General features: G+C 68.8%; 13 protein-coding genes. 7 read left to right on the forward strand and 6 right to left on the reverse strand.

From position 1 onward, the window contains the following. Positions 1-42: 42 nt before the first annotated feature. Positions 43-864, reverse strand: coding sequence for a GNAT family N-acetyltransferase (locus SSPN_RS0109315; protein ID WP_010693854.1), 822 nt, complete (start codon positions 862-864; stop codon positions 43-45). Positions 865-929: 65 nt separating this feature from the next. Between SSPN_RS0109315 and SSPN_RS43190 the strand changes: the two genes are divergently transcribed. The 3 genes from SSPN_RS43190 to SSPN_RS0109325 all read left to right on the forward strand — a co-directional run bounded on the left by SSPN_RS43190 (position 930) and on the right by SSPN_RS0109325 (position 4665). Beyond that, positions 930-2195 carry a DUF885 domain-containing protein gene (locus tag SSPN_RS43190; protein ID WP_272941731.1) on the forward strand — a complete coding sequence of 422 codons (1266 nt, stop codon included), beginning with the start codon at positions 930-932 and terminating at the stop codon, positions 2193-2195. Then, positions 2137-2472, forward strand: coding sequence for a DUF885 family protein (locus SSPN_RS61530; protein ID WP_272941732.1), 336 nt, complete (start codon positions 2137-2139; stop codon positions 2470-2472). Before SSPN_RS43190 ends, SSPN_RS61530 begins: the two co-directional genes overlap by 59 nt. 231 nt (positions 2473-2703) lie before the next feature. After that, positions 2704-4665, forward strand: coding sequence for a UvrD-helicase domain-containing protein (locus SSPN_RS0109325; RefSeq protein ID WP_010693855.1), 1962 nt, complete (start codon positions 2704-2706; stop codon positions 4663-4665). A 28-nt stretch (positions 4666-4693) separates the two neighbouring features. Here the strand turns inward: SSPN_RS0109325 and SSPN_RS0109330 are convergent, their stop codons facing one another. Next, a complete protein-coding gene (locus tag SSPN_RS0109330) occupies positions 4694-6124 on the reverse strand; it encodes an NF041680 family putative transposase (RefSeq protein ID WP_010693856.1) in 1431 nt (476 codons plus the stop codon). Positions 6125-6362: 238 nt separating this feature from the next. After that, positions 6363-6767 carry a MarR family winged helix-turn-helix transcriptional regulator gene (locus SSPN_RS0109335; protein ID WP_010693857.1) on the reverse strand — a complete coding sequence of 135 codons (405 nt, stop codon included), beginning with the start codon at positions 6765-6767 and terminating at the stop codon, positions 6363-6365. 105 nt (positions 6768-6872) lie between these two features. On the opposite strand from SSPN_RS0109335, the gene SSPN_RS0109340 reads away from it, so the two are divergent. The 3 genes from SSPN_RS0109340 to SSPN_RS0109355 all read left to right on the forward strand — a co-directional run bounded on the left by SSPN_RS0109340 (position 6873) and on the right by SSPN_RS0109355 (position 9373). After that, positions 6873-7583 (forward strand): SDR family oxidoreductase, encoded by a 711-nt coding sequence (locus tag SSPN_RS0109340; protein WP_237710502.1) that lies wholly within the window; start codon positions 6873-6875, stop codon positions 7581-7583. 599 nt (positions 7584-8182) lie between these two features. Then, the gene (locus SSPN_RS0109345; RefSeq protein ID WP_010693859.1) at positions 8183-8500 is read left to right on the forward strand and encodes a hypothetical protein; all 318 of its coding nucleotides are present in this window, start codon (positions 8183-8185) and stop codon (positions 8498-8500) included. Between the two features lie 168 nt (positions 8501-8668). Continuing rightward, the gene (locus SSPN_RS0109355; RefSeq protein ID WP_010693861.1) at positions 8669-9373 is read left to right on the forward strand and encodes a hypothetical protein; all 705 of its coding nucleotides are present in this window, start codon (positions 8669-8671) and stop codon (positions 9371-9373) included. Positions 9374-9840: 467 nt separating this feature from the next. On the opposite strand, the gene SSPN_RS48750 is transcribed toward SSPN_RS0109355, so the two are convergent. Continuing rightward, positions 9841-10137, reverse strand: a complete 297-nt coding sequence (locus SSPN_RS48750) for an MFS transporter (RefSeq protein ID WP_010693863.1) — start codon at positions 10135-10137, stop codon at positions 9841-9843. Beyond that, positions 10122-10346: a hypothetical protein gene (locus SSPN_RS54475; protein WP_010693864.1), complete on the reverse strand. Its 225-nt coding sequence runs from the start codon at positions 10344-10346 to the stop codon at positions 10122-10124. Before SSPN_RS54475 ends, SSPN_RS48750 begins: the two co-directional genes overlap by 16 nt. A gap of 215 nt (positions 10347-10561) precedes the next feature. On the opposite strand from SSPN_RS54475, the gene SSPN_RS0109365 reads away from it, so the two are divergent. Next, positions 10562-11560: an Lrp/AsnC family transcriptional regulator gene (locus SSPN_RS0109365; protein WP_010693865.1), complete on the forward strand. Its 999-nt coding sequence runs from the start codon at positions 10562-10564 to the stop codon at positions 11558-11560. Positions 11561-12316: 756 nt separating this feature from the next. Here the strand turns inward: SSPN_RS0109365 and SSPN_RS0109375 are convergent. Beyond that, positions 12317-13696, reverse strand: a complete 1380-nt coding sequence (locus tag SSPN_RS0109375) for an NAD-binding protein (RefSeq protein ID WP_049887585.1) — start codon at positions 13694-13696, stop codon at positions 12317-12319. Positions 13697-13761 lie beyond the last annotated feature (65 nt).

The following is a 13761-nucleotide window of genomic DNA, read 5'->3' on the forward strand; positions in this document are numbered from 1 at the left end:
GCGACACAAACTGGGTTGAGAACAAGGTCCAAGCGGTCTTCGTCACAGCAGATCGTCGATCCGGCGCGCGTAGGCCGTCACCGCGTAGACCACCTCGAAGCCGCAGGCCTCCGCGAACCGCTCCGCCGTCCCGCCCTCTTCGGTGTGCGCCGCGACCAGCAGCGCTCCGCTCCCGCGCAGTTCGTCGACGATGTCCGCGACCAGTTCCCGCCCGACGCCGCGGCGCCGCCGGCCGGGGCGCACGACCACCTGCTCAACCAGGCCGATGCCGCGCTCGACGAAGCCCTGGGCGAATCCGGCGATGCGATCGGCGCCGGGGTCGTCGACGACGCGCAGCACACAGCGCGGGTCGTCGATCCGGTGTCCGAAGTTGCGCAGCAGCAGCCGCTCGTCCGGGTCGGAGAGCCCGGCGTCGTCGGCGATCAGGTCCACGATCTGGGGCAGGTCGCGGTCCACGGCTGGACGCGCCCCTCCCCTGGTGTCCTGGCGGAACCGGTGCAGCAGGGCCACGAGTTCTTCCACCGCGCGCCAACCGGCGTCGTCGGCGATGCCCTCGATCTCCGCGACCGTGGTCGGCGAGGCGTAGACGACGGCCTCGGCGCGGCCCGCCTCGGCGAAGACCTGCTCCAGTTCCAGCAGGGTTCCGGCGATCTCCGCGAGGGTTCCCCACAGGGCGCACGCGTGGTTCGCGGCGGGCAAGGGGTTGTCCTGGTTGAGCACCACCGTCGCCGCGCCGACCCGGGTGCGCAGCCCGTAGCGCACGACGGCCGATGCCAGTCGCGCGGTCTCGACCAGCCCTGCGAGTTCGCGGGCCTGCCTGGGGTGCAGCAGGGCTTCGTCGTCGGGGTCGTGCAGCGGGTCCACCCGTCCATTGTCCCCGCCCCGTTCAACCCGGCGGTCAGTCGGACCGTTGGGCAGGATGGAACGCTGTGAGCACGCCCGCACAACTCGCCGAGGAACTGCTGGCCGCCCTGTTCGACGCAGACCCGGCCGGCGCGACGCTCTACGGCATCCGGGACCGCGACGACCGGCTGGCGGACATATCCGCAGGAACCGAGCTCGCGCTGCGGGAACGCGCCGAGAACATCCGGGTCCGGGCGATGGCGGTGGACACCGCGCACGCCGATCTGGAGCAGCGGCTGACCATCGCGGTGGTCGTGCGGCAGGCGCAGGCGCTGGTCGACCAGTTCGACGCCTGCTCCCCCGAGTACACCGTGATCGGGAACCTGTTCGCACCGGTCGCGGGCTTGCTGTTCCAGCTTGGCCAGGTGCCCGTCGCCGACGCGCAGCAGGCCGAGGACTTCTTGCTGCGGCTGCGGCAGATCCCCGAGTTCACCGCTGCCGCCGCGCGGCGGCACCGCGAAGGAGTCGCCGCCGGACGGGTCCCGGTTCGACCGCTCGTCGACAACGCGATCGAGCACCTCGACGGCTACCTCGCCGCGCCCGACACCGACCCGCTGCTCACCCCGGAACTACCCGGCGCGGCGCTGGCGGAGAAGCGAAAGCGGCTGCTGGTCGACGTGGTGCATCCGGCGCTGCGGGAGTACCGGAACGTGCTCGCCGCCGCGATCACCCAGCACTCGCGCCCCGCGGAGCAGCCCGGGCTGTGCTGGATCAACGGCGGCCGCGAGATCTACCGGCGACTGGTGCACAGCCAGACCACCACCGAGCGCACCCCGGAAGAGCTACACGAGATCGGGCGGACCCACCTCTCGTCGCTGCGCGGCGAGATCGGCGAGCTCGGCGCGAAGATCTGGGGCGAATCCGATTCCGATGCGGTGCTGCGCAGGCTGCAGGCGGACCCGGCGTTGTACTGGCGGGACGGCGAAGAGCTGCTGACCGCCGCGCGCAGCGCGATCACCAGGGCGGAAGCCGTGGCGCCGCAGTGGTTCGGGCGGCTGCCGAGCCGACCGTGCGAGGTGCGCCCGGTGCCCGGCACCGCGTCGGCCAGCACACCGATCGGCGTCTACATGGCGCCGGCGCTGGTCGGTTCGCGGCCCGGCGTGTACTTCGCCAACACCGAGCAGGCCGAGCAGCGGCCGCGGTTCGTCTCCGAGGTGATCGCCTTCCACGAGGTCGTGCCCTGTCACCACCTGCAGTTCAGCCTAGGACCGGACCGACCTGGCGCGGCTGGGCATGGTCGTGCAGGACCTGCTGCGGGCCGCGCGGCTGCTCGTCGACACCGGGCTGCATGAGTTCGGCTGGGGCCGGCAGCAGGCGCTGGACTATCTGCTCGTGCACACCACGCTGTCCCGGCTGGAGGCCGCGTCCGAGATCGACCGCTCCATCAGCATCCCCGGCCAGGCGTTGTCGTACCTGGTGGGGCGCTTGGAGATCGAGCGGATCCGGCGCACGGCCCGCGACCGGCTCGGCGCCGCCTTCGACATCCGCCGGTTCCACGACGTGATCCTGAGCCACGGCGCACTGCCGCTGTCCACATCGGACTTTCTCGCCCGCGAGGAACTCGCCTAACTCCTCCTGCGACATCCAGGTGATCCGATCCGGGGCCGCCCGAAAACGACACGCAACCTATTAATGTCGGTACGGAGCGTGCTCGAACCGTGGTCAACCACGCGGCGGCTGCGGCCGCCGACTTGAGCGGGTTTTCCCACCGGATCCCGGAGGCGTCATGAGCGGCGATTTTGACCCTCTCGCTCGGGTGAGCCGACCGGATGTGGGCGCCCCACGAGATACGGAGGCGCCGTGACCGGGACCTTCCACCACCGCCAGGAAAGATTGCGCCGCGAGGCCGAGGAGGAGCTGCGCGACCGGCTGCTGCCGACGTGGCAGAACCGCGTGCTGCAGCGATTCGTGGTGGAGCGCGAAAGCGGCTGGTACACGCTGCTCAACCAGTTCGCGCCGCACACCCCGGGCAACCGCCCCGACGCCGTCCTCGTCGGGCCGCTCGGGGTGCTGGTGGTCCTGCTGCGCGAAAGCGAACCCGATTGGGAGGCCTCGCGGGCGGCGTTCGTGTGGACCGCGGAGCTGTTGGCCGGCGCGTCGATCGGATCGGGCATGTTGACCGAATCGGTGGCCCGGACCGTGGTCGTGCATCCCGCCGACTTCGAGGGCCGGCGCGGCCACACCGGCGAGCACCTCACCGTCACCGAGGCCGAACTGGACCGGCCCCTGCGGCGCGGCGACCAGGTGCTGGCGGGCGAAGAGGCGCTGGCCGTCGCCCGCCACCTGGAAAACCGCACCTTCGACCTGACGCCGATCATGTGGAATCCGCAGCGGATCCCGCAACAGCGCGCTCCCGGCCAGAGGGGGTGCCCGGCCGGGCTGTTCGACGTCCACGACCTGCGCCGCGAGCGGGTCGAGCACGCCCTGGACCGGCCGTTCTGCGACTGGCGGATCTTCCTGGACGACGCGCAGCTCGGCACGGTCCGGCGGCACTACTCCGGTCCGGCGCGGATCACCGGCCCGGCGGGCACCGGCAAGTCAGTGCTGGCCCTGCACCGGTTGGCCCACCTGGCGCGGCGGTCCACCGGGAAGCTGCTGTTCACCACGCACCTGCGCAATCTGCCGGTGATCGCCGAGGCGCAGTTCCGGTCGCTGGCGCCGCAGCTCGCAGCGCGCATCGAGTTCACCCACCTGCACTCCTGGGCGCGGGACTTCCTGGCCGGGCGCGGACGGGCCACCGAGGTCGACGAGCAGCAGGTGGAGCAGGCCTTCGACGCGGTGTGGCAGCGCAGCGAGCTGACCGCGCCGCTGCGGAACTTCCGCGGTGCGCGCGGCTATTGGAAGGACGAGATCGACCGGCTGATCAAGGGGCGCGGGATCCGCTCGCTGGAGATCTACCGGAAGGTGCCGCGCAAGGGTCGCGGCGCGAACCTGCCGGCCGAATTCCGGGCGCACGTCTGGCAGTTCTACTGCGAGTACGAACGCGCGCTGTCCGAGCGGGGCGCGTTCGACCACAACGACGTGCTGATGCGGGCGCTGGCGGAGCTCGAACGCCGTCCGCTGCCCCGGCAGTACACCGCGGTGGTCGTCGACGAGGTCCAGGACCTGACGCTGATCGGGCTGCGGCTGGTGCACGCGATCAGCGGCGACGGGCCGAATCAGCTGCTGCTCGTCGGCGACGGCCAGCAGCAGGTGTACGCCGGTGGCTGGCGGCTGTCCGAAGCCGGGATCTCGTTGCAGGGGCGCGGGGAGATCCTGCGGCGCAACTACCGGAACCGGACCGCGATCGTCGAGCAGGCCGGGGAGTTCGACGCGATCAACCGGTTCGACGACCTCGACGGTGGTCCGACGGTCCCGCTGCGCTCGGCGCTGCCGGTGCTGCGCGGCGGGCGGGTCGTCGAGTGGCAGGGCGACGACCAGGACGAGGCGCTGGTATCCGCGCTGCGGCGCCTCGACGACGGCTCTGCGGCGGCGGTGCTCACCCGCACCAACGGCGCGGCCGAGCACTGGGAGAAGGTGCTTCGCGCAGCGGGTTTCGCGGTTCGGCCGCTGGACCGCTGGGATGGGCGAGATTCCGCGACGATCCACGTCGGGACCGTGCACCGCGCCAAGGGCACCGAGTTCCGCAGCGTGTTTCTGCCCGACGAACCGCTGTTGTCCGGCGGTCACCGGGAAGAACGCGAAGCGCTGCACCGGCAACGCCTGGTCGCGGTGACCCGAGCCCGCGATTTCCTCTGGATGGGCAGTGTCGTCGCTTCGTGAGTGCCGGCTCGGGTTCTTGGCTTGTTGTTTAACCTGTGCGGTTTTGGTGTTGTTCGAGGGTGAGGTCGCGTTTGATGGTCTTGCCGACGTTGTGACGGGTGGCGCGGTGGGTGTTGCGGGAGCCGGGTGGGCGTCCGGGACCGGGTCGGGAGGGTTTCGGTGCGGCTGCCGGGGAACCGGTCTTCGCGTGGAGGTTGCGAAACCCCCGCCGGACGCGGGCGGGCGTCAGCCGACGTGGCTCGGTGACTGGTCTTTCCCAGGGGTGTCGAAGGTCTTCAGCGATGGGCCGGGCGAGGCGTAGTTGTGTGTGGGCGACCAGGACCAGCCAGGTCCAGCGATCGGCCGAGCCGGGTGCTCGCAGTTTCGGGCGGGTCCACCCGAGGGTCTGCTTGAGCAGTCGGAAGGTGTGTTCGAGGTCGAATCGGCGGAGGAATGCCTGCCAGAGCAGATCAACCAACTCGGCGTCGGCGCAGGTGACCGAGGACCACAGCCACACCGGTTTGGGGTCCCGGTCTCCGGGCAGGTGGTCGACCTGCAAGCGGATCACGGTGCCCTCGACGAGGGGCAGTTCGCCCTCGTGGTCCAGCCAGGAGCCGCGGTGGGTCAGGCGGGGGTGCAGCCGGTCCCAGGCCCGCGCCTGAGCGTGTCCGTAGCGGGTGGTGTCGGTGCTGGTGGTGTGGTCGGGGGCATGCCAGCTGTTCTCTTCGGCGAGGGTGAACACGCCGCCGTGCTTGCGTGGCCGCCCGACGGTACCCGGCTGCCGGGGCGGTGCGGGCCGCAGCAGGACGCGGTCGGAGCGGATTCTGCCCACCAGTTCGACGGGCAGATCGGCGAGGACGAAGGCCAGCCGGGTCACGTCGTAGCCGGCGTCGGTCACGATCAGGATGTGCGGATCGCCGGGCCGCCAGTGTCCGGCGCCCATGATCCGGCCCACGACCTCACGTAGTTGAGCGGCGGTGACCGCGGTGGCATCGTCGGCGGGCCCCAGCCGCACCGCGTCCAGGATCGCCGTCCACGAGGTACGCCCGGTCTCCAGCGCGGCGACAAAGGAGTAGGGCCAGCCCGGGATGAGCTGCGAGGTACTACGGGAGCGGCCATAGACATGGCAGAACAGCCGCTCGGGGCTGCACGCGGCGTCCGGGCGCAGCCAGGGCGAGACGTCCACGGCCAGAACGATCCGCCCGCCGGCGGCACGCGGTAATGGCAGCCGGGCCAAGGTGGTGCGTAACCGGTCGGCCTCAACGCGGCCGTGGTTGATCGCGTCGTAGCCGGTGCCATGCCCGCGCCGGTGCTCCGCGGCCAGGGACAGTTCGGCCAGGCTGGTGACCGGTCCATCACTGCATAACACCGCGTCGGTCAGCTCGAACAACGCATCCGCCCGCCCGGTCAGACATTCATAGAACCGCTGGCGGAACCCGGACAGCTCCCCGAGCGCATCGGCTTGGCCGGTGTCGTGCACACTCATCATCGAAGCCCTTGGTTGTGATCTTCCGTCTGTCGCAAGAGGAATGATCAACCAAGGGCTTCATCCATGATCAACCGGGCCCCACCACGGTGCTACCTGGTTAAACAACAAGCTTGGTGCCTGTCTTCGAAATCCCTTTGCGCGGCGGTGCGGGTAGCGGGGTGGGCCAAGCGGCTGCACCGCTTAAAAGACGAAGATCAAAACCTGGTTCTAAGACAGGCATTTACCGGAGTCAGCGCTCACTAGATTCTTGCGTCAGGCGCACGAGAGCCGCGGCGTCCTCCGAAGGCAGGGAGCCCCAGCGCTCGGCGACCTGCGCGTTGAAGGCTTCGCGGAGCTTGCCACCTAGCGCCATGCCCTCGTCGGTCAGGCTGAGCCTGCTGATCCGGCGGTCGTTGCGGTCCGTCACGCGGGCCAGCAGGCCGCGTCGTTCCAGGCGGTCGACCATGCCGGTGATGTTGGTCTTGTCGCAGCCCAGCAACGCCGCGAGCTCGCCGGCGGACGGGGTGCGGTCCTTGAGCAGGCACAGCAGCTCGACCTGTTGCGCCGTCAGCCCGAAGTGGCGGGCGATGGCCGCGTAGAGCCCGCGCAGTTCGCGGTGCAACGCCATCAGGGCGCGCGAAAAGTCCGGGTCCATCGCCGCAGGCTACCTCGACGGTTGACATCCTCGACAAATTTAGTCGAGTATCTCGACTGATGACGACATCGACCAGTGGAGGCGGACTTGAACAAGGTTGCACTGGTGACGGGAAGCTCGCGCGGTATCGGCCGGGCCATCGCCGAGCGGCTCGGCGCCGACGGCATGAGCGTGGTCGTCAACTACCGAGCCGACCGGGCCGCCGCTGACGAGGTCGTCGCCAAGATCGAGGCCAGCGGCGGGCGAGCGACAGCGGTGCAGGCCGACGTCACCGACCCCGCGCAGCTGCGCGACCTGTTCGACGCTGCACAACGGCATTTCGGCGGCCTCGACGTCCTCGTGAACAACGTCGGCACCGCCCGCTTCGCGCCCATCGCCGAGGCCTCCGACGAGGACTTCGACGTGCTGTTCGACACCAACGCCCGCGCCACCTTCACGGCCCTACGGGAGGCGGCGAACCGGCTGCGCGACGGCGGGCGAATCGTGGTGATCTCCAGCGGTGTCACGGCGGCGAACCGGCCCGGCACCGGCCTCTACGGCGCGGCCAAGGCCGCCGGCGACCAGCTGGTGCGGGTGCTGGCGAAGGAACTCGGGCCGCGCCGGATCACCGTGAACAGCGTGCAACCAGGCGCAACCCGCACCGATGCCCTGGCCGAACTGCAGCCCGAATCGGTCCTCGAGCAGATGGCCGCACAGACCCCGCTTGGCCGCATCGCCGAGCCCGCCGACATCGCCGACATCGCGGCATTCCTGGCCTCCGACGACAGCCGATGGGTCACCGGCCAGGTGATCCACGCCAGCGGCGGCACCTTCTGAACGCGTGGCCTGGACGATTTCTTTGAGCGTTCTAACCTCTTCTTACGTTGCGTTGCGTTGCGTTGTGTTGCGGTGCGGGTTGCGAGGGTTAGCGATGCGCGGCGGAACTCGCCATCTCGTGGCGAACCGCGCGGACACGCGCCCAGTGGTCCAAACCTTCCTCGCCGCCTTGGAAGAAACCCCAGCCGAGAGCCCGTGAGCACTTTTCGGCGATGTAGAGCTGTTCTGGCTGGCGGTTCCGCTGGCCGCTCCAGCGGGAGTGGCCTGGTCGTGCCTCCCCAATCGGTGTGAAGCGAACGGCCTGTTCACGTCAATAGACGACACAAACGGTCCGTTCGCCCCACACCAGGTCCACCTAGAACGCCCTCTACAGCGCCCAGAAACCTCTCGCCACCTGGCGAGCGGAAGCCGCCGCACAGCCCCGAATTCCCGGCCCGCTTCCACTGTCGATCAACGCCATCCGCCCGGCCAGCATGTGGGATCGGCGCCAGAACGGGAACTCTACGTCGCCGCAAGGCATCTCCCAACGAGTCGATCCCTGCTCGGAACCCGCGCAGGTTGGGTGTCCTGACTGGCTCTCACCCCGTTCCTGCTGCCTGATGGGGACGAGCGCGATCGGCTCGCTGGAGTCCCGCCGGCTGAACCCGCGTGCCGCGATCATCACGGGCTCACCGATCCTGCCGATCCTGCTGGTCGGGCTGCTCGGCACCCTCGCCGCGCTGGCCGCGACTTCGGTGCCGTTGTTCTTCGCCAGCTTGGTGATCACCGGGTTTGGTTTCGGCGGAGCGTTCCTGGGCGACTTCGGCAGCGCGTCCGGCTCGCCGAACCCAACCGGCGTGCAACCCTTTTCGCGACGGTCTACCCGGTCAACTACTCGGCCTTCAGCCTCCCTGCAGTGGCGGCGGGAGTCGCCGTGACGCAGGTCGGTCTGGGCATGACGGCCAACGTATACGCGATCGGGGTGGCGGCCACCCTCGGTTTCCTCGCCGCAGTGCGGCTGTTGCCCAAGCACTGACCCCCGGGCGCCTGGACCAAGTCCACCCGGCTAAGGGGCCGGATCAGGGTTATTCCCGGGGCACCACCGGATGTCGCCAGGTGACGCGACCAGCAACCTGGTGTCCGTGTCAAAAGGAACCTCGCAGCGTTGGCGGCAGGCCGTCGTTTGGCTGCACGTGATCACCTCGGTCGGCTGGATGGCGCAAGCGCTGGTGCTCTTCGCCCTGCTGGCAACGAGTTTCACCAGCGACGACCTCGCAGTCCGGATCGGCGCGACCTCGATGGCGCACGTGGTGGACACACACCTACTCGCCCCGTTCGCGAACGCCGCGGCATTCACCGGCTTCATGCTCGCGGCGTCTACCGCCTGGGGCTTCTTCCGGAACTGGTGGGTCCTGGTGAAGTTCGCGATCACCGTCGTCCAGCTCTACGCCGGGATCTTCATCCTCTCCGACGCGTTGGAAGGCTCGGCCGAAGCCGCCCGGGCAGGCCTGGCCACCCCGCCGCCCGCGCTGCTCATCGGCACCGCGTTGATGGCCTCGGCTATCGCCTTCCAGGCGTGGCTGTCCATCGCCAAGCCCTGGCGCCGCACCTCCTGGGCGGCGAAGGCGAAGCTGCCGACGGCCTCGAACCGGGTCTTCGCGGCGGCGGTGGCGGCGCCGCTGATCGACATCGCCACCGGGCTGGTCCTCGGCTTCCCGTCACCGCTGTGCCAGCTCCTCGTCCTGACCGCCCGCCTGATCTCCAGGCACCGGCAGATCCGGCCTAATCTCGTCGGAAGCCGGTTGGCGTAGATCGCGAGGCTGCCGATCAGCAGCAGGGCGACCATCGAGAGCGGGCCAACCACCGTGCTTCCGGTGGTGTCCTTGACGAAACCGATCAGCGTCGGGCTGATGAAACCGCCGAGCAGGCCGATGCTGTTGATCAGCGCGATTCCACCGGCCGCCGCCGTGCCCTTCAGGTACGTGGACGGTATCGCCCAGAACACCGTGTACGACGCCCACACGCACACCGTCGCGACAATGATGGCGATCAGCGAAACCGCGAAGCTGCTGGCAGTGAAGGCCGCGACCCTGAGCGCGACGGCGCTGATTCAGTGCCGTGATCGAGCTGTGCAGGCGGCGTTCACCGGTGCCGTCCGAGCGCCACCCCAGCACGACCATCAGAACGATCGCGAACGCGTACGGCAGCGCCGAGTAGAGACCGATCGTGATGGTGTCGGTGAGCCCGTTCTCCTTCAAGACGGTCGGCGGCCAGAAGCTCACCGCGTACAGGCCGCTGACCAGGCGGAAGTACCCGATCGCCAGGGCGTAACCCGCAGATCGCGCAGCACCTCCCGGAGGCTGTGCGTCCCCTCGTCCCGGTCCACCGCGAGGTCGCGGCGCAGCAGTTCCTTCTCCCCAGCGCTGAGCCACTTCGCCCGGTCAAGGGTGTCGGCCAGCGTCCCCCAGACGACGAACGCGAGCACCACGCACGGCAGGCCTGCCAGCAGGAACATCCACTGCCAGCCGTGCAGTCCGGCGACGCCCTCGAAGTTGGTGATCAGCCACGACGACACCGGGCCGCGAGCATCGAACCGATCGGATCGGCAGCATCAGCAGGCCCATCGCCGCCGCAATCCGCGCCGGCGGGTACCAGTAGGTGAGGTAGAAGATGATGCCGGGCCGAAACCGGCCTCGAACCGCCGAGCAGGAAGCGCAGCACGTAGAACGTCGTCGCGTCGCTGCCGAGCATCATCGCCGCCGAGGTAAGCCCCCAGAGGACCATGATGCGGAAGATCGTCTTGCGGGTGCCGACCTAGGGTGCAGCGCCGGACGGCCTCGGCGAGCGGTAGCACGCCGAGGCCGCCAACCATGCGAAGCAGTGTCGGAGAAACCTCATCACAAGAACCACAAAACGATGGAGATCTGTGCCTGATCCGGTTTGAATGTTGGAAACCGACGCAACCGTCACACGGCCAACATGAGCGAGGAGGGTGCCGGGTGCTGGACGAAGTGGATCTCGCGCTGGTGGACGCCCTGCAGGTCAACCCGCGAGCGAGCTGGATCGCGCTGGCCGAGGTGCTGGAGCTGGCACCCATCACGCTGGCCCGCCGCTGGCAGCGGCTGACCGACGCCGGCGCCGCCTGGATCACCGTGGCGCTGGGCAATAGCTCCTCGAAGGGCGCGACCGTCGAGTTCGCCTGCGCTCCGGGTACTGCGGTGCAGGTCGCCGAGCGGCTCGCCGAGTTGCCGCACGTGATCACCGTCGGCGTGACCACCGGCGAGTACCAGGTGTTCGCGCTCGTCATGGCGCCGACGCTCGGCGCGATCTCCAACGTGCTGCTGCGGACCCTGCCGCTGCCGAAGGAAGTCACCAAGGTCCGCAGCCACGTCTTCGGAAGCACCTTCGGCGGTATCATCTGGCGGCTCGGCGTGATGAACCGCAGCCAGGCCGAGCAGGTCCGGGAGTCCGTGGGTCCGCCGCCGCGGGAGATCCGGCCGTTCGGTGTCGCCGACCGCGCCCTGTTCCTGGCGCTCGGCCGCGACGGCCGCCGCAGCTACGCGAGCCTGGCAAGCGAGCTGAACATCTCGCCTCAGGCTGTGAAGCGCCGCCTCGACCGGCTCCGCCAGCACGGCGACATAGTATTCCGCTGCGACATGGCCCGACCGCTGGCGGGCTGGCACACGATGGCTCTGCTGTGGCTGGCGGTTCCCGACACCGAGGTGCAGCGCATCGGCAAATCCCTCGGCAGCTGGCCGGAAACCAGGCACTGCGCAGCGGTGACGAGCCCGACGAACCTAGGCCTGATCGTTGGCCTGCGTTCCCTGAACCACCTGGACGAACTGCTGATCCGAATCGCCCACGAACACCCCGACGCCAAGGTGATGGACCGGAAACTGATCCTGCGGACGACGAAGGTCCACGGACGCATCCTCGACGACCAAGGCCGAAGCACCCGAGTTGTCCCGGTAGACCCCTGGGCAGCCCTGTCAACCTGACGGGGCCCGCGAGCGTCCTTTTGTCGCTATAAGCATCGCTATAAGCGCGCTATGGCGCCTGTTTTGGAACTCGTTCTGGCTGGAGGTTCGGCAGGCAGCCCCAGCGGGAGCGACCTGGTTCCGCCCGCCAGTCGGTGTGAAGCGAACGGCCCGTTCACCTCGATAGACGAGACGAACGGCCCGTTCGCGCCATTCACCATGCGTAGGCCCCCGCCAGTCGGTGTGAAGCGAACGGACCGTTCACCGCCGACATTCCGTCGTTCCCGCCTGGACTTGCCCGCCCTGGGTGCGACAACGGTTCCCGACAGGCTGATCAGTGCGCATCGGTCCGGCGACAGGTAGGACACCACGTGCAGACCGAAATGCCGCCCGCGTTTATGTCGCTTCCCGATGAACAATGCCAGCCGTTCCTCCGCGTAGTTGCGACTTCTTCGGCAGTTCTCGGGGCCGGGTTCCCGTTAGTGGTTCAGTTCGGCAAGCTGGCGCCACTACATTTTCCTATACGGCTGTTCCAGCGCCGTCTGCGGAACGCCCCAGGGCTCGTGTAGCGCACAGTCGCGGGGAGGACTCGCTCGGGCTTGACCGGGCGCAATTGATGCAGCGGTGTAATCGCACGCCGATGTCAGTCATAGCCGCGGATGAGGTGAGGCTCGTCGTTGGCCGCGTCCGGTGAGGGAATGTGGTCGTCGGTGGCTGACTGGTCTTCCTCTGTTGGGCGGTTGAGCGTGCCGGTGATCGGCATGGTGATCTCCTGTTCTAGTCGAGAACCGAGGCTCTCGGGTACTTCTCGTCGTTCGGGCGCACATCTTCGTGTACCGCCCAGTGGGCTAGGTCCTGCACCTGGCCGTCTGCGAACAGCGCGCAGGTGCGGTCTTCGACGGCGAACACGCTCAGCAGGTCGACTTCGAGCAGGCGAGCGGCGACGAACGGGCCGGTGATGCGCGTGACGTCGCAGACCGCTCCGATTCGGAACAGGGAACGGGATTCGGTTGTCACATCGTCGCCGCCGGCGCGCAGCACGATCCGTTGGTGCGGCGCGATGGCACGTGCTGCGACCGCGACGGCGATGTTTTCCAGCCCGTCCGAAGAAACTGCCGCTATTGCTCGTGCCTTCGGCAACAATAAGCGGCGCAACAGGAATCGGTCGCCGCCGCGGCCGACCACGACGGGAATTCCCAGCGCGCGGGCCAAGGGCAAGCAGGGCGCGTAGTAGTCGCGTTCGACGGCGACGACCCCGATTCCCAGTGCCTGCAACTCGGAGCACAGACGGAGTCCAACTTGCCCGAGGCCGACCACGACGACGTGGTTGCGTCGTGGAACGGCGCGGCTGCCTACGAGTGCGGTGAACCGGCGGGATGTCAGTCGGTCGACCAAGCCCGCGGTGAACATCGCCGCCAGCCCCAATACAGCGAGCATGGAGATGGCAGACAGCGCCTTGTACCAGTCCGGGGCGTGCTCGGCGGCAGGTGCCGACCCCACGGTCGTCAGGGTGCGTACGGCGTGCCAGGCGGCGTCGGACCAATGTTCGTGCAGCACGAGAACGCCCAGCGCGGTGTCCAGGACCGCTACCAGCAGCAGTCCGGTGAGCCCGGTGAGCATGGCTTGCGATGAGCCGTCCATCGGGCGGAACTGCCCGAGGGCCTTGCCGACGCGGGCTTTCCACGACCGGGGCCAGCGTTGATGCCAGTGCACCCGCAGTCCGTTGGGGGCGTGCTGGACCGCCACCAGGCGGTCGTCGACGCGTCGGAGGCTGGCCAGCTCCGGCGCGACGCAGGCACCCAGCAAGGTCGGCACGATGGCATCGGTCATGCCCAGCACCGTGCAGTTGGGTACGGCGCGGGAGATTTCGGAGGCCACGGTGTGGTCGAAGATCGTCACGACCAGGCGAACTCCGGGCGCCAGGTGCTCGACGAGCAAGGTGTACCGCAGCGCGACGATGTCGTCGCGGGAGACCACCGCAACCCCGTCCACCGCATCACGCAGGTGCTGCCGCAACGACTCGTTGTCCGGCCGGTGCAACTGCTGGACAACGTTGCCCCACGACTCGGCGTGCTCGGCCACGGAGCGGCCCAGATCCTCGTCATCTCCTACGACGAGCAGCCGACGCCCCCTCGGCGGAACGACTGGTTCGTTCATCCCTCGTAGATCCCTCGCACAATTGCCTCCGGATTCCATGAAGTCGGGCGTGACGCACCATCGCG

The organism is Saccharopolyspora spinosa NRRL 18395 (genome assembly GCF_000194155.1).
GTDB lineage: Bacteria > Actinomycetota > Actinomycetes > Mycobacteriales > Pseudonocardiaceae > Saccharopolyspora > Saccharopolyspora spinosa.

Bases quoted from the DNA above. Each gene is read 5' to 3' on its own strand.
- SSPN_RS0109375 (WP_049887585.1), bottom strand. From the start codon at position 13,696: ATGAACGAACCAGTCGTTCCGCCGAGGGGGCGTCGGCTGCTCGTCGTA.
- SSPN_RS61530 (WP_272941732.1), top strand. From the start codon at position 2,137: ATGGTCGTGCAGGACCTGCTGCGGGCCGCGCGGCTGCTCGTCGACACC.
- SSPN_RS0109355 (WP_010693861.1), top strand. From the start codon at position 8,669: ATGTCGCCAGGTGACGCGACCAGCAACCTGGTGTCCGTGTCAAAAGGA.
- SSPN_RS0109345 (WP_010693859.1), top strand. From the start codon at position 8,183: ATGGGGACGAGCGCGATCGGCTCGCTGGAGTCCCGCCGGCTGAACCCG.
- SSPN_RS0109335 (WP_010693857.1), bottom strand. From the start codon at position 6,767: ATGGACCCGGACTTTTCGCGCGCCCTGATGGCGTTGCACCGCGAACTG.
- SSPN_RS54475 (WP_010693864.1), bottom strand. From the start codon at position 10,346: ATGGTCCTCTGGGGGCTTACCTCGGCGGCGATGATGCTCGGCAGCGAC.